Source organism: Streptomyces sp. NPDC088252 (genome assembly GCF_044740965.1).
Lineage (GTDB): Bacteria > Actinomycetota > Actinomycetes > Streptomycetales > Streptomycetaceae > Streptomyces.
In genome coordinates this window covers 73,599-99,558 of record NZ_JBIURS010000015.1, presented here as the reverse complement: position 1 = coordinate 99,558, position 25,960 = coordinate 73,599, and the positions used below count along the sequence as shown (strand labels likewise).

The window sequence follows — 25,960 nt, the reverse complement described above, 5'->3', positions numbered from 1 at the left end:
GCGGACGACCGTGTCCGCCGCGCCCCACCGGGAGGACCCCATGACCACCGTCGTCATCGCCGTCGCGGCCGCCGTGCTGCTGCTGTGTGCGTGCACCGTCACGCTGCTGCGCCGCCGGAGGCGTCAGCGTGGCTGACCACAGCTGGCCCGGCGCGACCCTGGTCGCCGCCGCACAACGCGGTGATGACGAGGCGCTCACCGCACTGGTGTACGGCTCCTACCCGCACGTGCACCGGTTCGCGCGCACGCTGTGCGCCACACCGCAGGACGCCGAGGACGCCGCCCAGGAAGCGCTGATCATCCTCTACCGCAAGATCGGCATGCTGCGCGCCTCCGGGGCGCTGGCGTCGTGGATGTTCCGGATCGTCCGCAACGAGTGCCTGCGCCGCACCCGCACCCTGGTTCAGCGCGGACCGGCCGACGAGCCCGGCCGGCTCGGCACGGCCGGCCGGTTCGACGCGTTCGGCGGCACCGCGCGGTCCGCCGAGGAGGACGTCCTGCTGCGTCTGGAAGCCGAACGCGTCGCGGCCGCCGTCGCCGCCCTGCCCGACGACCAGCGGCAGGTGCTGGTCATGCGGGACATCCGAAGCCTGCCCGGCCGCACCGTCGCCGACCGGCTCGGGCTGAGCACCGCCGCGATGAAGTCCCGCCTGCACCGGGCCCGTTCGGCGGTACGCGAGGCGCTGCGCGACGAACCGGCCGGAACGAGGGGAACCGACGATGACACCTGACCCGACCGCCGCGACCCGCACTGCCATGCCCGGTTCCACACCCGGCGCCGCCGCCCCCGACGCGTCGGCGCGCGGCGGCTTCGCCGACGACACCGTCCCGCGCCATCTGGCCCGCGGAGCCATCGGGTTCGGCGCGCTCGCCGGGTCCCTCGCCCTGCTGCCGGTCGTCGGCCCGGCGAGCCTGCTGCTCGCCCCGGTCGGCTGGTCGCGCTGCGCGGATGCCCGATGTGCTGGGCGATCGGCCTCGTGGGGACCGTCTCGGCCGGGCGGCTGCGTCGGTCCTGCGCGGACGGGAGGTGCGAACTGACCCGCGCCAGGCCGTAAGGTCCTTCGTTCGGATCAGGCCGGATCGGCGAGCGGGGCCGGTGCTCGGGATCGCACGGCGGAGGGACGTCCGCATACCGGATGTATGCGGACGTTTCGACAACGCGGCGAGGTGCCGTAGCTGTCGTCGTGCACCAGGCCGTTACGGGACGGCCCTCAGCCCCGGCCCTCCGGGCCCGGGTGGGCCTCGTCGTAGCGGTCACGGGCCCGCAGCACCTCGGGCATCCGGCCCTCGACGAGTTGGATCAGCCCGAGCAGCCGTTCGGCGACCTGTCGGCCCAGGGGCGTCAGCTCGTAGTCGACGCGCGGGGGATTGGTCGGCCGGGCCTCGCGGTGCACCAGACCGTCCCGCTCCAGGGCGTGGAGCGTCTGCGAGAGCATCTTCTCGCTCACCCCGTCGACCCGGCGGCGCAACTCGTTGAAGCGGAAGCCGCCCTCGTACAGGGCTCCCAGCGTCAGGCTGCCCCACCGCCCGGTGACATGCTCCAGCGTGCCGCGCGAGGGGCACTGCCGGGAGAACACATCGAAGGCGAGCGCGTCCAGACGGGAGTTCTCGTCCATACACACGAGCTTACGCCCGCACAGCGCTCACCATCGGGTCGCGCTTTCTTCCGGTGAGTACGTGCCGCGGCTCAGAAACCGAAGTCCTGCGTCCACCAGGGGCCGACCGCGCCGTAGTGCACACCGACGCCGAGCGTCCTGTAGTCGCAGTTGAGAATGTTCGCCCGGTGGCCGGTGCTGTTCATCCAGGAGTCCATCACGGCCTGTGCGTCGGCCTGGCCCCGGGCGATGTTCTCGCCCCCGAGTCCCTGCACGCCTGCCTTCGACGCGCGGTCCCAGGGGGTCCGGCCATCCGGGTCGGTGTGGTCGAAGAAGCCGCGGGCGGCCATGTCGTCGCTGAAGTTCTGGGCGAGCGAGGTCAGTGCGGAGTCGGCCGTCACCGGACTGCAGCCGACCTTCGCGCGTTCCTGGTTGACCAGGGCGAGCACGGCGGCCTGGGCGGAGTCGGCCGTGGCCGACGCCGTGGACCTGGGGGCGGCGGGAGCCGAGGGCGCGGAGGTCTCCGGAGCGGCCGACGACGCCTCGGAAGCGGCCGGGTCGACGCTCTTCCCGGCTTCCGCCGCGCCGGTCTTCGGCGCCGAGGCCGACGGGGACGGGTTCGCCCGTTCCTTCGGCCGGGACGTCTTCGACGGGGAACCGGACGACGGGGAGCCCGCCCGGGACCGCGCGCTCGTCGACCCAGCGGCGCGTCCGGCACCGCGGCCTGCCTCGGCCGACGCGGTGGAGCGGTCGGCGGGCGCGGTGGACGAGCCGCCCTGGCCCAGCAGATCCGGAGCCCCCTCGGTGCGCACCCGGTCGGCGGCCGAGCCGCCGTTCGTGTAGGTGTCGCCGCCGGGCAGCAGACCGGAGGCGACCGCCACGGCTCCCACGGCAAGGGCGGCGGAGACGCCGATCAGCCCCGTACGAACAGATGCTCCGGACCGCTTTCCGTGGTGCTTGCCCCGGTGCCGACCGGTGTCCCCCGTCGCGGGGTCCTGAGCGGCGGGAGCTGCTGCGGAGCGTCGATGACGTCCCATCTGCTGAGCCCTTCCGACGACCTGTACGCCGCTCTCGGCGTCAACATGTCTCACCCGATCGGGTGAGACTATTGCGACGGGACTGTACGCCATGGGCTAAAGGAGCCGGGTGCTCCAAGAGCAATCGGCCGGTTAGCGTTCGGGCATGAACGAAGACGTACGGCTCACCGCCTGGGTGCGCGGCCGCGTGCAGCAAGTCGGGTTCCGCTGGTTCACCAGGGCAAACGCCCTGGAGATCGGTGGTCTCACCGGGTTCGCCCTCAATCTCGACGACGGCAGGGTGCAGGTCGTCGCCGAGGGCCGGCGTGAGAATTGCCACCGTCTGCTGGAGTGGCTGCGCTCGGACGACACACCCGGGCGCGTTGACGGAGTCACTGAGATCTGGGACACGCCGCGCGGTGGTTACGAGGGTTTCGCGATCCGCTGATCCGAGCCCGAAACGGGTCCGACGCGAGCGCTGTGTTCGGACGGTGTTCGACGGGCGGCGCGCGGTGACGGGGCGGGGTGCTCATCTGTGTACACATGAAATGACCTGCGAAATGACCCGGTGGTTGCCAAGATTCGGTTGGCGTGCCAGGCTGCGGCAGTAAGGATGATCTCCACGCCCTCCAGGGCCCCGCAGGAGAGTCGCGCCGCATGAATGTGAAGCCGCGCGCCCCAGGGCTGCCCGTCTCTACGGGGCGTGATCGTGTTGACCGTCAAACTTTTTGGTGAGACGCTGAAATCCCCGCGCACCTCAGCTGTTCGGCAGAGCTGTTTGGCAGCAGAACAGCAGTGAATACAGAGCACTGCCGAGCACCGCGGGTGCGAATCCCTCACGACCCACACCGCATCGGTCGGTCACTCAGTGTGGAGGACCATCCATCATGGCAAAGGCGCTTCTCGGTTACGTCGGCGGTTCCGACCCGCGACTCCTCGCCGAGATGCGACGGCTCCAGCAGCGCGTCCAGGATCTCGAATCCGAGCTTGTACGGATTCAGGACGAGAACGACGCGCTCAACGCCGCCGCCCAGCACCAAGAGTCGCTGCTCGACAGCATCGACATCGACGTACCTCAGGCGGAGCCGGCGCTGACCTGACCGATGGCCACAGGGCCGGTCGGGCTGCCTCGCGTCAGCCGTCCGAGATCATCACCCGGATCGTCGCCGGATCATTGAAGATCACTGCTCTTGATCTGTCACCTTCGTGACATGTCCTTGATCCGTCATGTGCCGCTGCACCAGTACACCGCACACGCAACACCGCACAAGATTTAAAGGGGCGCTCCGGCGTCCCTTCTTTCTTTCCCTTCGGACCTGTGCGGCCCCGCCCCGGACGCGGACCCCTTCCCCTACCGTCTGATGTGCCCTGCACCTTCATCAGCGAAACCGAGAGTGAAAGGTAGAGTCCGGCGGCGTGCACCTCAAGGCCCTGACCCTGCGCGGTTTCAAATCGTTCGCCTCCGCCACGACGCTGCGGTTCGAACCCGGTATCACGTGCGTCGTCGGTCCCAACGGGTCGGGCAAGTCCAACGTGGTGGACGCGCTCTCCTGGGTCATGGGGGAACAGGGTGCCAAATCATTGCGCGGCGGCAAGATGGAAGACGTCATCTTCGCCGGCACCACCGGGCGGCCGCCGCTCGGTCGGGCCGAGGTTTCGCTGACCATCGACAATTCCGATGGAGCGCTGCCCATCGAGTACGCCGAAGTGACGATCACTCGGATCATGTTCCGCAACGGTGGCAGCGAATACCAGATCAATGGCGACACCTGCCGACTCCTGGACATCCAGGAACTCCTCTCGGATTCCGGTATCGGCCGGGAGATGCATGTCATCGTCGGGCAGGGGCAGCTGGACTCCGTGCTCCACGCCGATCCGATGGGGCGGCGCGCATTCATCGAGGAAGCCGCGGGCGTGCTCAAGCACCGCAAGCGGAAAGAGAAGGCGCTGCGGAAACTGGACGCGATGGGAGCCAATCTGGCCCGCGTCCAGGACCTGACCGACGAGCTGCGACGCCAGCTGAAACCGTTGGGCCGGCAGGCGGCCGTGGCCCGCCGGGCCGCAGTCATCCAGGCCGATCTGCGCGACGCCAGGCTGCGACTGCTCGCCGACGACCTGGTGCGACTGCACACCGCGTTGCGCAGCGAGATCGCCGACGAAGCGGCGCTCAAGCAGCGCAGGGAGGCCGCGGAGGCGGAGCTCAGGACAGCCCTGGCACGCGAGGCGGAGCTGGAGGACGAGGTACGGCGGCTGGCGCCGCGGCTCCAGCGGGCCCAGCAGACCTGGTACGAGCTGTCCCGGCTGGCCGAGCGGGTGCGCGGCACGATCTCGCTGGCCGACGCCCGGGTCAAGAGCGCCGGAGCGGCACCGGAGGAGGAGCGGCGCGGCCGTGATCCGGAGGAGATGGAGCGGGAGGCGGCCCGCATCCGTGAGCAGGAGGCGGAGCTGGAGGCCGCGCTGGAGGCGGCGGAACACGCGCTGGAGGACACGGCCGCCCACCGTGCCGACCTGGAAAGGGAGTTGGCGGCCGAGGAGCGCAGGCTCAAGGACGCCGCACGGGCCATCGCGGACCGACGCGAAGGACTTGCCCGGCTGAACGGGCAGGTCAACGCGGCCCGTAGCCGAGCCGGTTCGGCGCAGGCGGAGATCGACCGGCTGGCTGCCTCCCGTGACGAGGCGCAGGAGCGGGCGGCCGTCGCACAGGAGGAGTATGAACAGCTCAAGGCCGAGGTCGATGGGTTGGACGCGGACGACGCGGAGCTGGGCGAGCGGCACGAGGCCGCCAAGCGGGAACTCGCGGAGGCGGAGGCGGCGCTCTCCGCGGCCCGGGAGTCCGCGACCGCCGCCGAACGGAAGCGTGCGGCGATCGCGGCCCGCCATGACGCGCTGGCCCTCGGCCTGCGCCGCAAGGACGGCACGGGCGTGCTGCTCGGCGCGCAGGACCACCTGGCGGGCCTGCTCGGCCCGGCCGCCGAACTCCTGACGGTGGCGCCGGGGCACGAGGTGGCGGTGGCGGCGGCCCTGGGCGCGGCGGCGGACGCGGTCGCGGTGACGGATCCGGCCACGGCTGCGGAGGCGATCCGGCTGCTGCGCAAACAGGACGCGGGCCGGGCGGCGATGCTGCTGGGCGGGGTGCGCGTCGGCGTCCCCGATCAGGGTGGGGCCTCTGATGCCGGTGTCACTGATGCGGATTCCGGTGCTGGTGGTGCTGCTGAGACCGGTGGTGCCGGTGGTGCTGTTGAGATCGGCGGCGCCGGTGGCGCTGATGCGTCTGTTGTACACCTCCCCGGGCAGACGCATGGCCGGGCGGACGGGCTTCACGCACCCGCCCGCTCCTCGCACATCGCCGTGGCCGGAGCGACCACCGGAGGTCCGCCCGCCGTGGCCGACCTCGTGCGCGGGCCCGTCGAACTGGTGGACGCCGTACGGAGGCTGGTGCGGGACGTGGTGGTCGTCGGCACCTTGGAGGAAGCCGAGGACCTCGTTGCCGTGCGCCCGGAGCTGACGGCTGTGACCGCCGAGGGGGACATCCTCTCGGCGCATTTCGCGCACGGCGGTTCCGCCGGCGCGCCGAGCCTCCTCGAAGTGCAGGCCTCGGTCGACGAAGCCGCCCTCCAGCTGGAGGAACTGGCAGTGCGGTGCGTGGAGTCGACCGAGGAGCAGCGCCTCGCGACGGAGCGGCGCAGGGCGAGTGCCGGACTGGTCGAGGAGCTGGGGGAGCGGCGCCGGGCCGCCGAGCGGGAGAAGTCCGGGGTGGCCCAGCAGCTCGGGCGGCTCGCCGGGCAGGCCCGTGGCGCCGCAGGCGAGGCGGAGCGGATGACCGCGTCGGCCGCCCGAGCCCAGGAGGCGCTGGAGCGGGCGACGGAGGAAGCCGAGGAACTGGCCGAGCGGCTGCTGGTCGCCGAGGAGATGCCGGTCGAGGAGGAGCCGGACACCTCCGTGCGCGACCGCCTTGCCGCCGACGGTGCCAACGCCCGTCAGACCGAGATGGAGGCCCGCCTCCAGGTACGTACTCACGAGGAGAGGGTCAAGGGGCTCGCGGGCCGTGCGGAAGCCCTCGACCGGGGCGCCCGAGCCGAACGGGAGGCCCGCGCCCGCGCCGAGCGGCGCCGCGCCCGGCTGCGGCACGAGGCGGCGGTGGCGTCGGCCGTCGCGTCCGGCGCCCGTCAGCTGCTCGCCCATGTCGAGGTGTCCGTCGTGCGGGCCGAGCAGGAGCGAGGGGCGGCCGAGGCGGCGAAGGCGGAGCGGGAGCGGGAGCTGGCGGCCGAGCGCAACCAGGGCCGCGAGCTCAGGAGCGAGCTGGACAAGCTGACCGACTCCGTCCACCGCGGCGAGGTGCTCGGTGCCGAGAAGCGGCTGCGCATAGAGCAGCTGGAGGCGAAGGCGCTGGAGGAACTGGGCGTCGAGCCGGCCGGGCTGGCCGCCGAGTACGGCCCCGACCAGCTCGTACCGCCGTCACCGGCGGCGGAGGGCGAGGAGCTGCCGGAGGATCCGGAGCATCCACGCAACCAGCCGAAGCCCTTCGTCAGGTCCGAGCAGGAGAAGCGGCTGAAGTCGGCCGAACGGGCGTACCAGCAACTCGGAAAGGTGAATCCGCTCGCCCTTGAGGAGTTCTCGGCGCTGGAGGAACGGCACAAGTTCCTCTCCGAGCAGCTCGAAGACCTGAAGAAGACCCGGGCCGATCTGATACAGGTCATCAAGGAGGTCGACGAGCGGGTCGAGCAGGTGTTCACCGAGGCGTACCGGGACACGGCACGTGAGTTCGAGGGTGTCTTCTCGCGCCTCTTCCCGGGCGGTGAGGGGCGGCTCGTCCTGACCGACCCGGACAACATGCTCGCGACCGGTGTGGACGTCGAGGCCCGGCCGCCCGGCAAGAAGGTCAAGCGGCTCTCGCTGCTGTCCGGCGGGGAACGCTCACTGACGGCGGTGGCGTTGCTGGTCTCGATCTTCAAGGCCCGCCCGAGTCCGTTCTACGTGATGGACGAGGTCGAGGCGGCGCTCGACGACACCAACCTGCAGCGGCTGATCCGGATCATGGAGGAGCTCCAGGAGAGCTCGCAGCTGATCGTGATCACGCACCAGAAGCGGACGATGGAGGTCGCCGACGCACTGTACGGCGTCTCGATGCAGGGTGACGGGGTCTCCAAGGTCATCAGCCAGCGGCTGCGCTGAGCGATCCCGGCCTCCAAGGCTTCAATGCGCTCGCAGGTCGCTGCCGGGCGGCTCACGCAAATGCTCGAAGTTGACTTCGAAACTTGAACGAATAGTCTCTGCAACGTCGTCTTTATCTTCAAGTGGTGGCAGGTGGAAAGTTATGCGCCACTTGGAGGAGCTCGCGCCCCTCAAGAGCTCGTCCCCCACACCTGACGACGCGGCCAGGCATCAGGAGTTCAAGTGACCAGCATCTCGCAGGGACCGGCGTCCGGAGCCCGAGCGGCCCATCCGGACCACCTCGGCCATGTCATCTTCATCACGGCGGCCGCGGCGATGGGCGGCTTCCTGTTCGGCTACGACAGCTCCGTGATCAACGGCGCCGTCGAGGCCATCCGTAGCCGGTACGAGATCGGTTCGGGAACGCTCGCCCAGGTCATCGCCATCGCCCTGATCGGCTGTGCGATCGGCGCGGCCACGGCGGGACGCATCGCCGACCGCATCGGCCGCATCCGCTGCATGCAGATCGCCTCCGTGCTCTTCACCATCAGCGCCGTCGGTTCCGCGCTCCCGTTCGCGCTCTGGGACCTGGCGATGTGGCGCATCATCGGCGGCTTCGCCATCGGCATGGCCTCGGTGATCGGCCCGGCGTACATCGCCGAGGTCTCGCCGCCCGCCTACCGCGGTCGCCTCGGCTCCTTCCAGCAGGCCGCGATCGTCGTCGGCATCGCCATCTCCCAACTGGTCAACTACGGCATCCTGCAGCTTGCCGACGGCGATCAGCGCGGCAGGATCGGCGGCATCGAGGCCTGGCAGTGGATGCTCGGCGTGATGGTCGTCCCCGCCGTCCTGTACGGGCTGCTGTCGCTGGCGATTCCCGAGTCGCCGCGGTTCCTGATCTCGGTCGGCAGGAAGGACCGCGCCCGGCAGATCCTGGCGGAGGTCGAGGGCACGTCCGTCGACCTCGACGCCCGGGTGGCCGAGATCGAGACCGCCATGCGCCGTGAGCACAAGTCCAAGTTCACGGACCTGCTCGGCGGACGCGTCGGCTTCCTGCCGATCGTCTGGGTCGGCATCGGCCTCTCGGTCTTCCAGCAACTCGTCGGCATCAACGTGGCGTTCTACTATTCGGCGACGCTCTGGCAGTCCGTCGGTATCGACCCGTCGGCCTCGTTCTTCTACTCGTTCACCACGTCGATCATCAACATCATCGGCACCGTGGTCGCCATGGTTCTGGTGGACCGGGTGGGCCGCAAGCCGCTCGCGCTGGTCGGCTCGACCGGTATGGCCATCGCCCTCGCCTTCGAGGCCTGGGCCTTCTCGGCCCACCTGGTCGACGGCAAACTGCCCCACACCCACGGAGTCGTGGCACTGGTCGCGGCCCATGTGTTCGTGCTCTTCTTCGCCCTGTCGTGGGGTGTCGTGGTCTGGGTCTTCCTCGGCGAGATGTTCCCGAACAGGATCCGCGCCGCGGCGCTCGGTGTCGCCGCGTCCGCGCAGTGGATCGCCAACTGGGCCATCACCGCGAGCTTCCCGAGCCTGTCCGACTGGAACCTGTCGGGCACGTACATCATCTACGCATGCTTCGCCACGCTCTCGATCCCCTTCGTGCTCAAGTTCGTGAAGGAGACCAAGGGCAAGGCGTTGGAGGAGATGGGCTGATCCCCGCTGTCCCTTTCCTCGTCCACGGACGGCCCCGGCCCGCACCCGCGGAGCCGGGGCGGTTCCGGGCGGGGCGCGGTCAGCGCGCGACCGCGCCGCAGAACAGCCGCAGACTGCGCCATCCCTCCTCGACCGGCATCCCGCCGCACAGCGGATGCAGCACCAGGTTCTCCGCTTCCTCGGAGGCGGCGGCGCACTCGTCCGGTGTGACGACCCGGTAGACCCCTTCGTCCCGCAGCTCCGTCACCGTCGTCGCCGCCGAACGCACGGCCGAGCGGATGTCCTTGGACTGCCAGGAGGCGTACGTGCGCGCCTCGTGGAGGAAGTGCTCGCCGTACTCTGCCCACGTCCGGTCCGGGTCCTCGGACACATGCAGCAGCGGTGTCCGCGCGGCCGGCATCATGCAGAAGCCGTCCGTCCCGAGCCGCGCACGCTGCTCGTGGTAGTACGCCTCCAGCTCCGGCAGATGCGCGCTCGGGAAGAACGGCAGCCCGAACCGGGCCGCCCGCCGCGCCGCGGCCCGCGAACTGCCGCCCACCAGCAGCAGCGGATGCGGCCGGGTGTACGGGCGCGGAGTGATCCGGACCGTACGGCCCCGGTACGGGAACGGCTCCCCGGTCCACGCCTGCAGCAGGGTCTCCAGCAGCTCGTCCTGGAGCCTGCCGCGCCGGCCCCACTCGACGCCCGCCTGTTCGTACTCCTCCGGCCGGTAGCCGATCCCCGCCACGGTGACCAGCCGGCCCGTGCTCAGCAGGTCCAGGACCGCGATGTCCTCGGCCAGCCGCAGCGGGTCGTGCAGCGGGCCGATGATCGCCGAGACGGTGACCGCGATCCGGCGGGTGGCGCCGAAGACCGAGCCCGCGAAGACGAAGGGGGAGGGGAGCCAGGAATCGGCGACGCCGTGGTGCTCCTCGGTCTGTACCGTGTCGACGCCGTGCTCGTCGGCGTACGAGGCCATCTCCAGCGCGGCGCGGTAGCGGGCCGAGAGGGACTCGCGGGTGGCGTCGGGATCGACGAGATTGAACCGGACCACGGTGAAAGCCATGACGCTTGTCCCCTTCGTAGGGCGGGCTCGGCGAGCCGGGACACTAGCTGACGCAGCGTCAGAAGTGTAGGGGCGCGTCGCCTCCGGATTCGCTCCCGCTCCCTTGTGTGGCGGGGCGCGGCAGGATCGCGTACAGCGTGGCGGAGACGGCGATCGTGGCCGCCCGGCCCAGTCCGTGACGCCCGATCCAGGAGTCGGCGAACGGGCCGGAGAACCACTGCGCACCGGTGGGGAGCAGCCCCACCGCGAGGCCCGCGGTCCACGCGGTCACGGCCGCGACGGCGAAGCCCCCGTGTACCAGTAGGCGCCGGGCGGCGTGGTGTCCAGGAGCGCCGCCGGATCGTATCTGCGCCCCCTCGGCCGATCCACGCCGAAGACCCCGATCCACGCCGGGAACGTCGCCGCGAGCAGCGTCGGAAAGGAGACGAAGGAATTCGTGAAGCCCGCCGCCGTCATCATCAGCGGTGTGCCCAGTGACAGGCTGATGCCGGCGTTCACCCCGGCTGCCCACGCCCGGGGGATCCTAGAAGGTCCGGACCCGGCCGGTGCGCTCGCTGTCGGGGACGGGCTCCGGGCCGCGGGTCTCCACGGACAGGACCGTACCTTTACCGCCAAAAGGTGCATAGCGGTTGGAGTGGATGTGAGGGTGGTCCTTCGGGGCGGTCCGTGCGGGCGGTCGTGACTGATACTGGGTGGGTTATGGAATTCGTCATCCTTGCTGTAGTCATCGCCCTGGTCGCGGTCGGCGTGATCAGCGGGCTCGTGGTCAGCGGCCGCAAGAAGAAGCAGCTGCCCCCGGCGCCGTCGAGCACGCCGACCATCACTCCTCCCGCCGAACCTCATGTCGGCGAGGAGGCCGAGACGCCGCGCGAGGAACCGCGCCGCACCATCGAGGAGGTCGCCCCCCCTTCGGCCGAGGCTCCCGCCGAGGAGGTCCCCGAGGCCGTCGAGCCGGAGGCGCCCGCCGCCCCCGCCCTCGAAGTGCCCGAGCCGACCGCCGGCCGCCTGGTACGGCTGCGTGCCCGGCTCGCCCGCTCGCAGAACTCCCTCGGCAAGGGGCTGCTCACGCTCCTGTCCCGCGACAACCTCGACGAGGAGACGTGGGAGGAGATCGAGGACACGCTCCTCACCGCAGATGTGGGCGTCGCGCCCACCCAGGAACTGGTGGAGCGACTCCGGGAACGCGTCCGGGTCCTCGGCACGCGTACGCCCGAAGGGCTGCGCACGTTGCTCCGCGAGGAGCTCCTCACCCTGTTGGGCACGGACTTCGACCGTGAGGTCAAGACGGAGAGCGGTGTCGACACCCCCGGCGTCGTGATGGTCGTCGGCGTCAACGGAACCGGCAAGACCACCACCACCGGCAAGCTGGCCCGGGTGCTCGTCGCCGACGGCCGCAGTGTCGTGCTCGGTGCCGCCGACACCTTCCGGGCCGCCGCCGCCGACCAGCTGCAGACCTGGGGCGAGCGCGTCGGTGCCCGCACCGTGCGCGGTCCCGAGGGCGGCGACCCCGCGTCGATCGCCTTCGACGCGGTGAAGGAAGGCATCGCGGAGGGTGCGGATGTCGTCCTCATCGACACCGCCGGACGCCTGCACACCAAGACCGGGCTGATGGACGAGCTCGGCAAGGTCAAGCGGGTCGTCGAGAAGCACGGGCCGCTGGACGAGATCCTGCTCGTCCTCGACGCCACGACCGGGCAGAACGGCCTCGTGCAGGCCCGCGTGTTCGCCGAGGTCGTCGACATCACCGGCATCGTGCTCACCAAGCTGGACGGCACCGCCAAGGGCGGCATCGTCGTCGCCGTCCAGCGCGAGCTGGGCGTACCGGTGAAGCTGGTCGGTCTCGGCGAGGGGCCGGACGATCTGGCTCCGTTCGAGCCGGGGGCGTTCGTGGACGCCCTGATCGGGGACTGACGCCGCGCACACGAGGGGCCCGACCGCATGAGGCAGCTGCGGCCGGGCTCTTCCGTTTCAGGGGTGGCCGTTCCCGGGAGGGGATGTCGGTCGCTTCGGGGGCGGCCGTCCGTGGTGCGACGGCGTGGCGAGAGCCTCCTTCGCGGAGGGGGTGGTTCAGCCGCAGAGAGGTGCGCGATGGCAGCTGTACGCCAGCGTGCCCAGCAGCAGCCGTGCCTGCGGCGGCGAGGCCGCCGTGTCCAGCACCGGCGGGCGCAGCCACCGGACCGGGCCGAGGCCGCCCTCGTCGGACGGCGGGGCGGTGATGTGACAGCCGGGCCCCAGCGCCCGCAGATCGAGCCCCGCGTCGTCCCAGCCCATCCGGTACAGCAGCTGCGGGAGCTCGGCGGCGGCCCCCGGGGCCACGAAGAACCGTGCCCGTCCGGACGGTGTCACCGCGACCGGGCCGAGCGGCAGCCCCATCCGCTCCATCCGGACCAGGGCCCGGCGGCCGGCCGCTTCGGCGACGTCGAGGATGTCGAAGGTGCGGCCCACCGGCAGCAGCATCGAGGCGCCCGGAACCCGGGCCCAGGCGGCCGTCGCCGCGTCGAGCGTCGCGCCCGCAGGGACCTCGGTCGCGAAGTCCAGCGGATGGGCGCCGGGGGAGGGGCAGGTCCGCTCCCCGCACGAGCAGCGGCCGGAGGCGGCCCGCGTCCCCGGCACGACGGCCCAGCCCCACAGTCCCGTGTACTCGGCCAATGCCATGCACTCGGCCGCACGGCCGCGGCGCCGTGAGCCGGTGCGCATCTCGCGGATGCCGCCGATCGTGAAGCCCATGCCCCCTCCAACTGGTCCGACTTGCCGGTGGTTACGAAGTGGAGCCGGGGCGTTACGCTCCGGATTCTCTGTCGATCCGTGGTGCGCCCGGCGCACTCGGGGGCGCGCGACGCCGGGTGCGCGCTCCGAGGTGCATCACTGCACCGACTGACGATCGTCGTGTGTCAAGTGAATCGCGCCGGGTGGTGGTGGCGTTCATCCGAAGGGGTGGCGAATGGTGGCGTTTCTGTCGACGCCCTCGTCGGGCTGGTGATCGTAGGATTACCGTCGGTACACGAACCATGGAAGTATGTGCGCCCATGGGTATGCCGGAGGCAACCCGATTTCCTGTTCCATTGCGCGCAACCTCCGTATGGGCGGCAATGGGCCAGGGCATTCTGACAGTGGTTCGCGCGACAGTATTTCGGCGGGAATGGGGGCCTTCCAGTGAGTGGCAGCGGCGCAGGCGATTCGAATGCCGGTAAGCGCCCCAATGAGCAATTGAGCTCATGGTTCGTGCGCAGCGGCTGGTCGAAGGGCGAGCTCGCGCGGCAGGTGAACCGCCGGGCGCGCCAGATGGGCGCCCACCACATCAGCACCGACACCTCCCGGGTGCGGCGCTGGCTCGACGGTGAACAGCCGCGCGAGCCGATCCCGCGCATCCTCTCGGAGCTCTTCTCGGAGCGCTTCGGCTCCGTCGTCGCGATCGAGGACCTCGGACTGCGCTCGACGCACCAGTCACCATCCGTGTCCGGTGTCGACCTGCCGTGGGCGGGTCCGCAGACCGTCGCCCTGCTCAGTGAGTTCTCCCGCAGCGATCTGATGCTCGCCCGCCGCGGGTTCCTCGGCTCCTCGCTCGCCCTGGCCGCGGGGCCCGCCCTGATCGAGCCCATGCAGCGCTGGCTGGTGCCCGTCGCCGCCGCCGTACCGGCGGAGCCGGAGCCGTCCGCCGCGGACCGCCGCCCCTCCAGGCTCTCCGGTCCCGAGCTCGACCTCCTGGAGTCCACCACCGCGATGTTCCGCCAGTGGGACGCGCAGTGCGGCGGCGGACTGCGCCGCAAGGCCGTCGTCGGGCAGCTCCACGAGGTCACCGACCTGCTGCAGGAGCCGCAGCCGACCGCCACCGCCAAGCGGCTCTTCCGCTGCGCCGCCGAACTGGCGGAGCTGGCCGGCTGGATGAGCTACGACGTCGGCCTCCAGCCCACCGCCCAGAAGTATTTCGTTCTCGCGCTCCATGCCTCGAAAGAGGCCGGCGACAAACCGCTCGGTTCGTATGTTCTGTCCAGCATGAGCCGCCAGATGATCCATCTCGGCCGGCCCGACGACGCGCTCGAACTGATCCACCTGGCGCAGTACGGCAGCCGGGACTGCGCCACCCCGCGTACCCAGGCCATGCTGTATGCGATGGAGGCCCGCGCGTACGCCAACATGGGCCAGCCCAGCAAGTGCAAACGAGCCGTGCGGATGGCCGAGGACACCTTTCTCGACGTCGGCGTCGACGGCGAGCCCGAGCCCGACTGGATCCGTTTCTTCTCCGAGGCCGAGCTCAACGGCGAGAACTCCCACTCGTTCCGCGACCTCGCCTATGTCGCGGGCCGCAGCCCCACCTACGCCACGCTCGCCGAATCCCGCATGCAGAAGGCCGTCGAGCTCTTCGGCGAGGACGACGAGCACCAGCGGTCGTACGCACTCAACCTGATCGGCCTCGCCACCGTCCATCTCCTCAAGGGCGAGCCCGAGCAGTCCACGGTGCCGGCCGAGCAGGCCCTGCGCGTGGCCAGGAAGATCCGCTCCGAGCGCGTCAACACCCGGCTCCGCAAGACGGTCGACACCGCCGCCAGGGACTTCGGGGACATTCCCGATGTCGCCCGGCTCACCGAGATGCTCACCGAGCAACTGCCCGAGACCGTGGAGGCGGTCTGAGCGACACCCCCTGACCCCGGCCACGACGACCACCCCGCACAGACCGACTTCGGCTCCCCCCATTGCCAGGTCAGCGGGTGGTCGGCGTGGCCGGTTCGCGTTGCCGTTCCCGTACGGGAGAGTCGTAACCGCACCGTATGCGGACCCGGTCGCGAAGCAGGCCCCGCACCGGATACGCCACCACCGGTTCATGGGGACGTAACACACCCGACCTCTTCGTCACTACCGCGAAACACCGGGCGGCATCGGCGGAAACCGCGCTGGGCGAGTCTCATGGCGCATAACCGGCCCGCACCTTTTCCCAGTGGTCCCGCACGTGGTGCAGCTCATCCCGCCCGCACGCGGCCGCACCGACGACGAGGAGACGCCGATGCCCCCAGGCATCACGACGCTTGCCGCAGACACCCCGACGCTGTCTGCCGCCAACACCGGGTTCATGCTCATCTGCTCCGCCCTGGTGATGCTCATGACCCCGGCCCTGGCCTTCTTCTACGGAGGCATGGTCCGCGTCAAGAGCACCCTCAACATGCTGATGATGAGCTTCATCAGCCTCGGGATCGTCACGATCCTGTGGGTGCTCTACGGGTTCAGTCTCGCCTTCGGCACCGACATCGGTTCCGTTTTCGGCTGGAGCTCGGACTACGTCGGCCTCAGCGGGATCGGCATCACCCAGCTCTGGGACGGATACACGATCCCCGTCTACGTCTTCGCCGTCTTCCAGCTGATGTTCGCCGTCATCACTCCCGCGCTGATCAGCGGTGCCCTCGCCGACCGGGTGAAGTTCACCTCCTGGGCCCTGTTCATCACGCTCTGGGCGACCGTCGTCTACTTCCCCGTCGCCCACTGGGTCTGGGGCGCGGGCGGCTGGCTGTTCGAGCTCGGCGTCATCGACTTCGCCGGGGGCACGGCGGTCCACATCAACGCGGGTGCCGCCGCGCTCGGCGTGATCCTCGTCATCGGCAAGCGCGTCGGCTTCAAGAAGGACCCGATGCGCCCGCACAGCCTGCCGCTCGTCATGCTCGGTGCCGGACTGCTCTGGTTCGGCTGGTTCGGTTTCAACGCTGGCTCGTGGCTCGGCAACGACGACGGCGTCGCCGCGGTCATGTTCGTCAACACCCAGGTCGCCACCGCCGCCGCGATGCTCGCCTGGCTCGGTTACGAGAAGCTCCGCCACGGCTCCTTCACCACCCTCGGCGCGGCCTCCGGCGCCGTCGCCGGCCTCGTCGCCATCACCCCGTCCGGCGGCGCCGTCAGTCCGCTCGGTGCCATCGCGGTCGGTGCCATCGCCGGGGTCCTGTGCGCCATGGCCGTCGGCCTGAAGTACAGGTTCGGCTACGACGACTCCCTGGACGTCGTCGGTGTCCACCTCGTCGGCGGTGTCGCGGGCTCCCTCCTCATCGGCTTCTTCGCCACCGGTGGTGTGCAGTCCGACGCCAAGGGCCTCTTCTACGGCGGTGGCCTCGACCAGCTCGGGAAGCAGGCCGTCGGGGTCTTCGCCGTCCTCGCGTACTCCCTGGTCGTCTCCGCGGTCCTCGCCTTCCTCCTGGACAGGACGATCGGGATGCGGGTCGACGAGGACGACGAGATCTCCGGCATCGACCAGGTCGAACACGCCGAGACGGCGTACGACTTCAGCGGAGCGGGCGGCGGCGCGGCCCCGCGCACCACGGCCTCCGCGACGGCACCGGGTACGACGGCAGCAACGCAGACCAAGAAGGTGGACGCATGAAGCTCATCACCGCAGTCGTGAAGCCGCACCGGCTCGACGAGATCAAGGAGGCCCTCCAGGCCTTCGGCATCCAGGGCCTCACGGTGACGGAGGCCAGCGGCTACGGGCGTCAGCGCGGCCACACCGAGGTCTACCGGGGCGCCGAGTACACCGTCGACCTCGTCCCCAAGATCCGCATCGAGGTCCTGGTCGAGGACGAGGACTCCGAAGAGCTCATCGACGTCGTCGTGAAGGCCGCGCGGACCGGCAAGATCGGTGACGGCAAGGTCTGGAGCGTGCCGGTCGACACCGCGATCCGCGTACGGACGGGCGAACGCGGCCCGGACGCCCTCTGACCGACGGCCCCGACGACCACCGCCCGAAGACCGACGGCCCCGAAACGAAAGGCAGCCGGGTGACGAGCACCGAATCGACCACCGAATCCGAGGACTCGGAACCCGGCTACGCGGCGGCCCGGCTGCGCCTCCTCCAGGGGAGGGCGCGGTCCGGGCCGCCGCGGCGTGCGGCCCTCGCCTCGCTCACCGACGACTGGCTCACCGTGCTGTTCACCGCCGCCGCCGAACAGACCGGCGTCCGCGGCGCCGCCCTCGTCGCCGTCGGCGGCTACGGCCGCGGTGAACTCTCCCCGCGCAGCGACCTCGACCTCCTGCTGCTGCATGACGGCCACGCCGACACGGCCGCCGTCGCCGCCCTGGCCGACCGCGTCTGGTACCCCGTCTGGGACCTCGGCCTCGCCCTCGACCACTCCGTGCGCACCCCCGCCGAGGCCCGCAGAACGGCCGGCGAGGACCTCAAGGTCCAGCTCGGACTGCTCGACGCCCGGCCCGTCGCCGGAGACCTCGGCCTCGTCGCCACGCTGCGCACCGCGATCCTCGCCGACTGGCGCAACCAGGCCGTCAAACGCCTTCCCGCACTCGACGAGCTCTGTCGCGAACGCGCAGAACGCCAGGGCGAGCTCCAGTTCCTCCTCGAACCCGACCTCAAGGAGGCCCGCGGCGGACTGCGTGATGTGACCGCACTGCGCGCCGTCGCCGCCTCCTGGGTCGCCGACGCCCCCCGCGAGGGCCTCGCCGAAGCCCGCCGCGTCCTCCTCGACGCCCGTGACGCCCTCCACCTCACCACCGGCCGCGCCACCGACCGTCTCGGACTCCAGGACCAGGACCAGGCCGCCGCCGAGCTCGGCCTCCTCGACGCGGACGCCCTGCTCCGCCAGGTGTACGAGGCCGCCCGCACCGTCTCGTACGCCACCGACGTCACCTGGCGCGAGGTCAACCGCGTGCTGCGGGCCCGCTCGGCGCGCCCCCGGCTGCGCGCGATTCTGGGCGGCGGCAGGACCACCGCGGCCGAACGCACCCCGCTCGCCGACGGCGTCGTCGAGGCGGACGGCGAAGTCGTGCTCGCCCGCACCGCCCGCCCCGAACGCGACCCCGTGCTCGTGCTGCGGGCCGCCGCGGCCGCCGCACAGTCCGAACTCCCGCTCTCCCGGCACCTCGTACGCCACCTCGCCACCACCGCCCGCCCGCTGCCGGTGCCCTGGCCCGCCGAGGCCCGTGAGGAACTCGTCACCCTCCTCGGCGCGGGCGAGGCCACCGTTCCCGTCTGGGAGGCGCTCGAAGCGGAGGGTCTGATCACCCGGCTGCTCCCCGACTGGGAACGCGTCCACTGCCGCCCCCAGCGCAACCCCGTCCACACCTGGACCGTCGACCGTCACCTCGTCGAAGCGGCGGTCCGCGCCTCCTCGCTCACCCGCCGCGTCGGCCGCCCCGACCTGCTCCTCGTCGCCGCGCTCCTGCACGACATCGGCAAGGGCTGGCCCGGTGACCACTCCGCCGCCGGGGAGGTCATCGCCCGGGACATGGCTGCCCGGATCGGCTTCGACCAGCACGACGTCGGAGTCATCGCCACCCTCGTGCGCCATCATCTGCTGCTCGTCGAGACCGCCACCCGCCGTGACCTCGACGACCCGGCGACCGTCCGCTCCGTCGCGAACGCCGTCTCCACCGCCTCGGCCCTGGAACTCCTGCACGCCCTCACCGAGGCCGACGCCCTCGCCACCGGGCCCGCGGCCTGGTCCTCCTGGCGTGCCGCCCTCGTCGCCGACCTCGTCGAGCGCGTCGCCGCCGTGCTCGCCGGCCAGGCCCCCGAAGAACCGGCCCCCGCCGCACCCAGCGCCGAACAGGAACGCCTCGCCGTCGAGGCCCTGCGCACCGGCGAACCCGTCCTCGCCCTGCACGCCCAGGCCGGGACCCCGGACGAGGACGGCGAACCGGAACCGGTCGGCGTCGAACTCCTCATCGCCCTGCCCGACCGCCCCGGCGTGCTGCCGGCCGCGGCGGGCGTCCTCGCCCTGCACCGTCTCACCGTGCGCGCCGCCGACCTGCGCGCCGTGGAACTCCCCACCGAACTCGGTACCGACGAATCCGCCGACCTGCTGCTGCTCAGCTGGCGGGTCGCGGCCGAGTACGGCTCCCTGCCGCAGGCGGGCCGCCTCCGCGCCGACCTCGTACGCGCCCTGGACGGCTCCCTGGACATCCGTGCCCGGCTCGCCGAGCGCGAGGCCGCCTACCCCAGGCGCCGCGGGGTGAAGGCCCCGCCGCCGAGGGTGACGGTCGCCGCGGCCGGCTCACGGCTGGCGACGGTGATCGAGGTACGGGCCCAGGACGCCCCGGGACTGCTGCACCGGATCGGCCGGGCGCTGGAACACAGCGGGGTCCGGGTGCGCAGCGCGCACGTGTCGACGCTGGGCGCGAACGCGGTGGACGCCTTCTACGTCACGGACACCGACGGGGAGCCGCTGCCCGAGGTGCGGGCGGCCGAGGTGGCCCGGGAGGTCGAGAAGGCGCTGGGCTGAGCGCCGTCGCCCGGCCCGCGAGCCCCCGTACGGCATGAGAACCGGGCGAGGGCTTCGCGTTTCCCGGGGTCCGGATACCCTTGGGGACGACTGACCTGCCCCGCCCCCGACCCTGAGGACCGACGAGCGCCGTGTTCGATACTCTCTCCGACCGCCTTAGCGCGACTTTCAAGAACCTCCGGGGCAAGGGCCGCTTGTCCGAGGCGGACATCGACGCCACGGCCCGCGAGATCCGTATCGCCCTGCTCGAAGCCGATGTCGCGCTGCCCGTCGTCCGGGCCTTCATCGCCAACGTCAAGGAGCGGGCGCGCGGCGTCGAGGTCTCCCAGGCGCTGAACCCCGCCCAGCAGGTCGTCAAGATCGTCAACGAGGAGCTCGTGGGCATCCTCGGTGGCGAGACCCGGCGGCTGCGGTTCGCCAAGAACCCGCCCACCGTGATCATGCTCGCCGGTCTCCAGGGTGCCGGTAAGACCACCCTCGCCGGAAAGCTCGGCCTCTGGCTCAAGGGCCAGGGCCACTCCCCGCTGCTCGTCGCCTGCGACCTCCAGCGCCCCAACGCCGTCAACCAGCTCAGCGTCGTCGCCGACCGCGCCGGTGTCGCGGTGTACGCGCCCGAGCCGGGCAACGGCGTCGGCGATCCGGTCCAGGTGGCCAAGGACTCGATCGAGCACGCCAGGTCCAAGCAGTACGACGTCGTCATCGTCGACACCGCCGGCCGTCTCGGCATCGACCAGGAGCTGATGCAGCAGGCCGCGGACATCCGCGACGCCGTCGGCCCCGACGAGATCCTCTTCGTCGTCGACGCGATGATCGGCCAGGACGCGGTCAACACCGCCGAGGCCTTCCGCGACGGCGTCGGTTTCGACGGCGTGGTGCTCTCCAAGCTCGACGGTGACGCCCGCGGCGGTGCGGCCCTGTCGATCGCCCACGTCACGGGCAAGCAGATCATGTTCGCGTCGAACGGTGAGAAGCTCGAGGACTTCGACGCCTTCCACCCCGACCGCATGGCGTCCCGCATCCTCGACATGGGTGACCTGCTCACCCTGATCGAGCAGGCGGAGAAGACCTTCAGCCAGGAAGAGGCCGCCAAAATGGCCTCCAAGCTGGCGTCCAGCAAGGGCAAGGACTTCACGCTCGACGACTTCCTGGCCCAGATGGAGCAGGTCAGGAAGATGGGCTCCATCTCCAAGCTGCTCGGGATGCTGCCCGGCATGGGGCAGATCAAGGACCAGATCAACAACATCGACGAGCGCGACGTGGACCGTACCGCCGCGATCATCAAGTCGATGACCCCGAAGGAGCGCGCCGAGCCGACGATCATCAACGGCTCGCGTCGGGCCCGTATCGCCAAGGGCTCCGGTGTCGAGGTCAGCGCCGTGAAGAACCTGGTGGAGCGGTTCTTCGAAGCCCGCAAGATGATGTCGAAGATGGCACAGGGCGGCGGCATGCCGGGAATGCCCGGGATGCCGGGCATGGGTGGTGGCCCCGGCCGGCAGAAGAAGCAGGTCAAGCAGGCCAAGGGCAAGCGCAAGAGCGGCAACCCGATGAAGCGCAAGGCCGAGGAGCAGGCCGCGGCGGCCCGTCGCGAGGCGGCGGCGCAGGGCGGCGCGTTCGGTCTGCCGACGCAGGAGGACAAGAACTTCGAGCTGCCGGACGAGTTCAAGAAGTTCATGGGCTGATCGCCCGACGGCATGCGTGAGGGGCGCCCACCACCGGTGGGCGCCCCTCACGTTCCCATCCGTTCCTACGCGGCGTGCCGTCCCGGCCGCAGCGCCGTGCCGTTGGCCAGTCCGCCCGGGTCCAGGGACAGCGAGACGGCCGCGGTCGCGCCCACATCCGCGAGGCTCTCCGCGTCCGGCAGCAGCTCCACGCCGTCCGTGCCGGGCCGGTGGATCAGCACCGGCACGTACTCACGGGTGTGGTAGGCGTGCCCGATCGTGGGGTCGTTCCCGTGGTCGGCGGTGACGATCAGCCGGTCGCCGGGGCCGTCGAGCAGTGCCACGAGTCCGGCGAGTCCGGCGTCCACCTGCTCCAGCAGGCGTCCGTAGCGTTCGGTGTCCTGCTGGTGCCCGGCCAGGTCGGTCTCCTGGACGTTGGCGACGACGAGCGCGGCGCCCGGGGCGCGTACTGCTTCGAGGGTGTGCGCGAGCACGTCGGTGGTCCCGACGGCCGGGTGCCGCCGCGCCGCCTCGCACGCCAGGATGTCGGCGGCCTTCCCCACCAGGGTGACCGGGACACCCGCGCGGGCGGCCAGATCGGGGAGCTGGCGGGTGTGGTCGAGCTCGGCGCCCAGGTGCTGGACCTCCAGGCCGCCGTTGCGGTAGAAGCCGGTGGCGGGGGTGTCGAGGCCGACGGTTCCCGCGTCGCCGGGGCGTACGAACCGCCCGAGCGGGCCGTCCGCGTGGCCGCCGACCGCGATGACCCGGGCGACGGGCGCGACCGCGCGGACGGTACGGGCGATGGCGAGGATGCCGCCGGGGCCTTCGAAGGGCAGATCGTCGAGGCGTCCCGAGGCGTTCCAGTTGATCCCGGGGTCGGCCTCCAGGTTGTCGTGGACGAGGACCGCCCCGTCGACCACGAGGAGCGGCTTGCCGTCCAAGGGGACGACATGGTGCCCGGCCGCCTCCAGGGCCCTGGTCACCTCGTCGAGGTGGTCGGCGAGCCGGGCGACGGTGACCCGGCTGAAGTCGGCGCCCATCATGGTCTGGTGGCCCGCGAAGGTGTCGGCGCCGGGATAGCCGAGCGCGGCGCGGCCCGCGGCGACGGGCAGAAGCGTGCGACGGGCGAGATCCGGGTGCGGGTGGACCAGGCCGAGACCCAGCGCGCCGAGCACCGGCAGACGCAGCGGGCGGCCGAGGGCCGCGCGGCAGTGGTCGAGGACGTGTCCGCAGGTGTCGGCGGTGAGATCGCCGGGGCGCAGGGTGCCCGCGTCGGGCATGGCGCCGATGCCGAACCCGTCGATGACGACGATGACGGTCTTGGCCATGGAGGCCTCCTCCTCCGGGCCGGGCCTCACAGGGCCCGGCCCTGGGCGTCGTACAGTCCGTTCAGCCGGGGGGCGCCGGAGGAGAGTCCGGAGACGACGGCGACGGTCGAGCGGGTGACGAAGATCTGGGTGCGGAAGGCGAGCAGCGCGGTGTCCCCGAGCCGGACGTCCTGGCCGTCGGCGGGCGCGTCGAGCAGCCGGTAGTAGTCGATGTTCTCGGCGGGCGCGTCCTGTACCCCGAGGCGCGCGCCGGTGCGCGGCAGCAGGGCGCTGCGGATGTGGGACCGGGCGTAGAAGCCGCCGCCGCGGATCGCCGGGCGGCCGTCGTCGAGGGTGTGGGCGATCTCGCTGACGTAGACGTACGCGGGCTTCTCGGGCTGGTGCGGGTCGATGGCGTGCAGCGGGGTGGTGCCGGTGAGGGCGTGGCCGGGTTCGCCGTGGGTGGCGCCGAGTTCGGCGAGCAGGGGGAGGGAGGCCATCGAGGTGGCGCTGGGCGCGCTCAACTCAAGGTGCTCGTGCCCGCGGGAGGCCAGGACCTCGCGGGCCTTGAGGGCGAGCGCGAAGTTGGGGGTGGGGCGGGGAACGCCGCTCGCCGGGTCGCACAGGACGCAGGGGAAGGCGGTGACGCCCGCGATCCGGATGCCGGGCAGCCGTTCGGCGGCCGCGGCGAAGGCGTCCAGCCGGCCGAGCGGGACGCCGCCCTCCTGACCGGGGTAGACCGAACCCTGGGCGCCTTCGAGACGTACCAGAACGTCCTGGACGAAGCCCAGCCGTTGGGCGGCCTCGGACACGGCCTGTGCGTTGGCGAGGTCGAAGACGGTGACGGCCTCGGGGCGCCAGGCCAGCAGCTCGGGCAGTGCGCGGCGGGGGATCTGGACGAGGTGGCCGAGATTGCCGGGCCGTGCGCCCGCGGCGTGCAGGGTGCGGGCCTCGGGCGGATCGATCGCGGCGAACGCGGGGATGTGCCGGGCGACGCCCCTGATCAGCTCGGGGTTGCGGCCCAGCTGCTTGACCACGAACCAGAGGCCGACGCCCAGCCGTTCGGCCTCCGCCGCCAGCAGCGCGGCGTTGGCCTCGATGGCGTCGAGGTCCATCACATAGGTGTCGGGCGGGATCTCGCCGCGCCGGTGAAGGGTGGCCGCGGCGTCGACGAGCTCGGGGTTGCGGGTGAGCACGGTGTCGAGAAACACGGTCAGTCGTCCTTCGGGTCGTTCAGGGCGTCGAGCGAGCGGCGCAGGATGTCGATGACGAGATCCGCGCCCGCCCGCATCGGATTGACGCGCACGGTCCAGTCGGCCAGCTCGGGGGAGTCGTCCAGGGCGGAGCTGGACATCCGGTAGAAGAGCGGCGCGATCTCGTAGCGGGAATTGGAGCCGACGGGGTAGGGCGCGGCCCCGAAGCGGGCGGCCACGGCGGGCAGTTCCCGCGCGACCGGCCGGTCGAGGCGGATCAGCAGGCAGCGGTCCTGGGCATTGGCGATCCGTACCTCGGCGACGCCGTCCACCTCCCCCGCGGCCAGCCGCTCGGCGACCTCGGCCCCCACCCGGGACTGCACGGACCACATGACCGGTACGTGCGTGAGGGCGCGTAGTGCGTCGAGCGCCTGCCAGCCCTGGACCTGACCACCGCCGGAGTAGTTGTCGCGGCGGATGTGCCCGACCAGGTCGCCTGCGCCGACCACGATGCCGACGCCTTCGGGGCCGTGCAGCTTGAAGAGGGAGAAGCAGGAGGCGTCGGCGCCGAGCTCCACTCCCGCGGCGGGGGTGCGCATGACGGCGTAGTTGTCGTCGACCAGGGAGCGGACCCCGGCCGCCCGGCAGGCGGCGAGGACCTTTGCCGGGTCGTACGAGTCGGCGAGCCGCTGGCGGGTGTGCTGGACGTAGGCCCACCGGAACCGGCCGGACCCCAGGGCCTCGCGCAGCGCCCGCGCGTCGTTGAAGTCGACCTCGACGGTGCTCACGCCGATGCCGCGCAGTGTGACCTCGGTGGTGCGGTAGACGGGGGCCCGGTGGATGAGCAGCGGGTCGCCCGCGCGCACGGCGGCATTGAGGGCGGCGCGGATCGCGCCGGTGCCCGCGCCCTGGACGAAGGCGGCGTCCTCGGCGCCGAAGAAGTCCGCGAGTACGGCCTCGACCCGGGCGGTCGTGCGGGGGCGGCCGAGCCCCGGGACGACTCCGGCGTCCGCGTCGAAGAGCTGGGGTCCCTCGAAGTGCGTGGCGGTGGCCTCCAGGAGCCGGAACTGTCTGGCGATCGCGTCGTCCAGCTCCACCGTCGCCAGCGGGAAGGTCTGCGGAAGTACGGGACTCATGCTCGGATCTCCTCCACGTGTCCGCCGGTCAGGAAGCGCAGCGGATTGCGACGGGTCATCAGGTCGATCAGCTCGTCGTCGACCCCGGCGGCACGGACCTCGGGCAGGAAGCTCCGGAAGAGATGGCCGTACCCTTGGCCGCCCTCGTCCAGGAGGTAGCCGTGGCGGGAGATGTCACAGCTCAGCAGCACCCGGTCGGCGTGCCCGGCCTCGATGAGGGCGAGCAGCAGCCGCAGTCGGGTGCCGTCGCTCTGGTAGCCGTCCTTGCCGACGGTGTCGAACGCGACGTACGCCCCGCTCGCCGCCAGTTCCTCGTGGACGGCGGGATCGTCCAGCAGATCCTGATGGCCGATGCTGACGCGGTGGGCCGGCAGGCCCTCGCCGGTCAGCAGCTCCAGCTGGGCGATTCCGCCGCGGCCGAGCTGGGCGTGGGTGGCGACGGAGAGGCCGGTGGCGAGGGCGGCCCGCGCGCTGGCGCGCAGCACCTTGGCCTCGGGCGCCGTCGGGGTGTCGCCGTGGCTGCCGATCTCGCCGAGGACACCGGGGCGGACGCCGGTGGCGCCGATGCCGCCTTCGATCTCCTGGACCAGCGTGTCGGTGAGCTCCTCGACGCTGCTGCCGTCGATCTCGGGGGTGTGGAACGGTTCGTAGTACCAGCCGGTCGCGGCGACGACGGCGATCCGCGCTTCCCGGGCGATGCGGGCCAGGGCGCGGACGTCGCGGCCCATGCCGCGGCAGGTCAGCTCGACGACGAGACCGAGGCCGAACTCCTTGCGGAGCGCGGTGAGCTCGGTGGTGACCGCCGCGGTGTGACGGTGCGGGTCGAGGACGGCCGCGCCGTCGCCCTTGTGGTCCAGGTCGAGGACCAGGTGCTCATGGGCGAGGGCGGGACCGGTCACGGAACCGGCCGGGAGATCGCCGGTGACGGTGCGCAGGGTGGGCGGGGCGGGGTGATTCATCGTGGGGGGTTCCTTCTTCGTGTACGTGG

At 71.5% G+C, this 25,960-nt stretch carries 22 protein-coding genes; 12 read left to right on the top strand and 10 right to left on the bottom strand.

Annotated elements, in window-relative coordinates; all coding sequences use genetic code 11:
* The first annotated feature begins 128 nt into the window (after positions 1 to 128).
* A complete protein-coding gene (locus tag ACIOHC_RS27755; RefSeq protein ID WP_365691403.1) occupies positions 129 to 731 on the top strand; it encodes an RNA polymerase sigma factor in 603 nt (200 codons plus the stop codon).
* Complete coding sequence (locus tag ACIOHC_RS27750) at positions 721 to 1,038, top strand: hypothetical protein (protein ID WP_365691401.1); 318 nt, start codon at positions 721 to 723, stop codon at positions 1,036 to 1,038. The genes ACIOHC_RS27755 and ACIOHC_RS27750 overlap by 11 nt, the downstream gene beginning before the upstream one ends.
* 173 nt (positions 1,039 to 1,211) lie before the next feature.
* Here the strand turns inward: ACIOHC_RS27750 and ACIOHC_RS27745 are convergent, their stop codons facing one another.
* Entirely contained in the window at positions 1,212 to 1,616 is a 405-nt protein-coding gene (locus ACIOHC_RS27745) for a helix-turn-helix domain-containing protein (protein WP_351074104.1), read from the bottom strand.
* A gap of 71 nt (positions 1,617 to 1,687) precedes the next feature.
* Positions 1,688 to 2,632 (bottom strand): CAP domain-containing protein, encoded by a 945-nt coding sequence (locus ACIOHC_RS27740; RefSeq protein WP_351074105.1) that lies wholly within the window; start codon positions 2,630 to 2,632, stop codon positions 1,688 to 1,690.
* A gap of 145 nt (positions 2,633 to 2,777) precedes the next feature.
* Between ACIOHC_RS27740 and ACIOHC_RS27735 the strand changes: the two genes are divergently transcribed.
* The 4 genes from ACIOHC_RS27735 to ACIOHC_RS27720 all read left to right on the top strand — a co-directional run bounded on the left by ACIOHC_RS27735 (position 2,778) and on the right by ACIOHC_RS27720 (position 9,424).
* The gene (locus ACIOHC_RS27735; protein WP_030928628.1) at positions 2,778 to 3,059 is read left to right on the top strand and encodes an acylphosphatase; all 282 of its coding nucleotides are present in this window, start codon (positions 2,778 to 2,780) and stop codon (positions 3,057 to 3,059) included.
* 439 nt (positions 3,060 to 3,498) lie between these two features.
* Positions 3,499 to 3,711 (top strand): hypothetical protein, encoded by a 213-nt coding sequence (locus tag ACIOHC_RS27730; protein ID WP_018551753.1) that lies wholly within the window; start codon positions 3,499 to 3,501, stop codon positions 3,709 to 3,711.
* A gap of 316 nt (positions 3,712 to 4,027) precedes the next feature.
* Complete coding sequence (locus ACIOHC_RS27725) at positions 4,028 to 7,783, top strand: AAA family ATPase (protein WP_401844374.1); 3,756 nt, start codon at positions 4,028 to 4,030, stop codon at positions 7,781 to 7,783.
* 222 nt (positions 7,784 to 8,005) lie between these two features.
* A complete protein-coding gene (locus ACIOHC_RS27720) occupies positions 8,006 to 9,424 on the top strand; it encodes a sugar porter family MFS transporter (protein ID WP_351074107.1) in 1,419 nt (472 codons plus the stop codon).
* A gap of 79 nt (positions 9,425 to 9,503) precedes the next feature.
* Here ACIOHC_RS27720 and ACIOHC_RS27715 read toward each other — a convergent pair whose 3' ends face one another.
* Genes ACIOHC_RS27715 through ACIOHC_RS27705 form a run of 3 tightly spaced genes read right to left on the bottom strand, consistent with a single transcriptional unit; the run spans position 9,504 to position 10,967 of the window.
* The gene (locus tag ACIOHC_RS27715) at positions 9,504 to 10,469 is read right to left on the bottom strand and encodes an LLM class flavin-dependent oxidoreductase (RefSeq protein WP_351074108.1); all 966 of its coding nucleotides are present in this window, start codon (positions 10,467 to 10,469) and stop codon (positions 9,504 to 9,506) included.
* 58 nt (positions 10,470 to 10,527) lie between these two features.
* Entirely contained in the window at positions 10,528 to 10,740 is a 213-nt protein-coding gene (locus ACIOHC_RS27710; RefSeq protein WP_401844372.1) for a hypothetical protein, read from the bottom strand.
* Positions 10,737 to 10,967, bottom strand: coding sequence for a cytosine permease (locus ACIOHC_RS27705; protein ID WP_401844369.1), 231 nt, complete (start codon positions 10,965 to 10,967; stop codon positions 10,737 to 10,739). Before ACIOHC_RS27705 ends, ACIOHC_RS27710 begins: the two co-directional genes overlap by 4 nt.
* A gap of 201 nt (positions 10,968 to 11,168) precedes the next feature.
* Between ACIOHC_RS27705 and ftsY the strand changes: the two genes are divergently transcribed.
* A complete protein-coding gene (ftsY, locus tag ACIOHC_RS27700; protein WP_401844366.1) occupies positions 11,169 to 12,380 on the top strand; it encodes a signal recognition particle-docking protein FtsY in 1,212 nt (403 codons plus the stop codon).
* A 156-nt stretch (positions 12,381 to 12,536) separates the two neighbouring features.
* Here ftsY and ACIOHC_RS27695 read toward each other — a convergent pair whose 3' ends face one another.
* Positions 12,537 to 13,196 (bottom strand): bifunctional DNA primase/polymerase, encoded by a 660-nt coding sequence (locus ACIOHC_RS27695; RefSeq protein ID WP_351074111.1) that lies wholly within the window; start codon positions 13,194 to 13,196, stop codon positions 12,537 to 12,539.
* Positions 13,197 to 13,622: 426 nt separating this feature from the next.
* Here ACIOHC_RS27695 and ACIOHC_RS27690 point away from each other — a divergent pair, with 426 nt between their 5' ends.
* From ACIOHC_RS27690 to ffh, 5 genes are all read left to right on the top strand, one after another.
* The gene (locus tag ACIOHC_RS27690; RefSeq protein ID WP_365691396.1) at positions 13,623 to 15,098 is read left to right on the top strand and encodes a hypothetical protein; all 1,476 of its coding nucleotides are present in this window, start codon (positions 13,623 to 13,625) and stop codon (positions 15,096 to 15,098) included.
* Between the two features lie 370 nt (positions 15,099 to 15,468).
* Positions 15,469 to 16,827, top strand: a complete 1,359-nt coding sequence (locus tag ACIOHC_RS27685; protein ID WP_351074203.1) for an ammonium transporter — start codon at positions 15,469 to 15,471, stop codon at positions 16,825 to 16,827.
* Positions 16,824 to 17,162, top strand: a complete 339-nt coding sequence (locus tag ACIOHC_RS27680) for a P-II family nitrogen regulator (protein ID WP_327272692.1) — start codon at positions 16,824 to 16,826, stop codon at positions 17,160 to 17,162. Before ACIOHC_RS27685 ends, ACIOHC_RS27680 begins: the two co-directional genes overlap by 4 nt.
* A 59-nt stretch (positions 17,163 to 17,221) precedes the next feature.
* Complete coding sequence (locus ACIOHC_RS27675; protein ID WP_401844363.1) at positions 17,222 to 19,678, top strand: [protein-PII] uridylyltransferase; 2,457 nt, start codon at positions 17,222 to 17,224, stop codon at positions 19,676 to 19,678.
* 131 nt (positions 19,679 to 19,809) lie between these two features.
* The gene (ffh, locus tag ACIOHC_RS27670; RefSeq protein ID WP_351074114.1) at positions 19,810 to 21,357 is read left to right on the top strand and encodes a signal recognition particle protein; all 1,548 of its coding nucleotides are present in this window, start codon (positions 19,810 to 19,812) and stop codon (positions 21,355 to 21,357) included.
* Between the two features lie 65 nt (positions 21,358 to 21,422).
* Here the strand turns inward: ffh and ACIOHC_RS27665 are convergent, their stop codons facing one another.
* From ACIOHC_RS27665 to ACIOHC_RS27650, 4 genes are read right to left on the bottom strand one after another with little or no spacing between them, the layout of a single operon-like run.
* Positions 21,423 to 22,664, bottom strand: coding sequence for a phosphopentomutase (locus ACIOHC_RS27665; protein ID WP_351083080.1), 1,242 nt, complete (start codon positions 22,662 to 22,664; stop codon positions 21,423 to 21,425).
* Positions 22,665 to 22,690: 26 nt separating this feature from the next.
* Positions 22,691 to 23,854 (bottom strand): alanine racemase, encoded by a 1,164-nt coding sequence (locus tag ACIOHC_RS27660; RefSeq protein WP_401844360.1) that lies wholly within the window; start codon positions 23,852 to 23,854, stop codon positions 22,691 to 22,693.
* 2 nt (positions 23,855 to 23,856) lie between these two features.
* Positions 23,857 to 24,972 (bottom strand): aminotransferase class V-fold PLP-dependent enzyme, encoded by a 1,116-nt coding sequence (locus tag ACIOHC_RS27655; protein ID WP_365691395.1) that lies wholly within the window; start codon positions 24,970 to 24,972, stop codon positions 23,857 to 23,859.
* Positions 24,969 to 25,931, bottom strand: coding sequence for a phosphotriesterase (locus tag ACIOHC_RS27650; RefSeq protein ID WP_401844358.1), 963 nt, complete (start codon positions 25,929 to 25,931; stop codon positions 24,969 to 24,971). The genes ACIOHC_RS27655 and ACIOHC_RS27650 overlap by 4 nt, the downstream gene beginning before the upstream one ends.
* Positions 25,932 to 25,960: the final 29 nt, after the last annotated feature.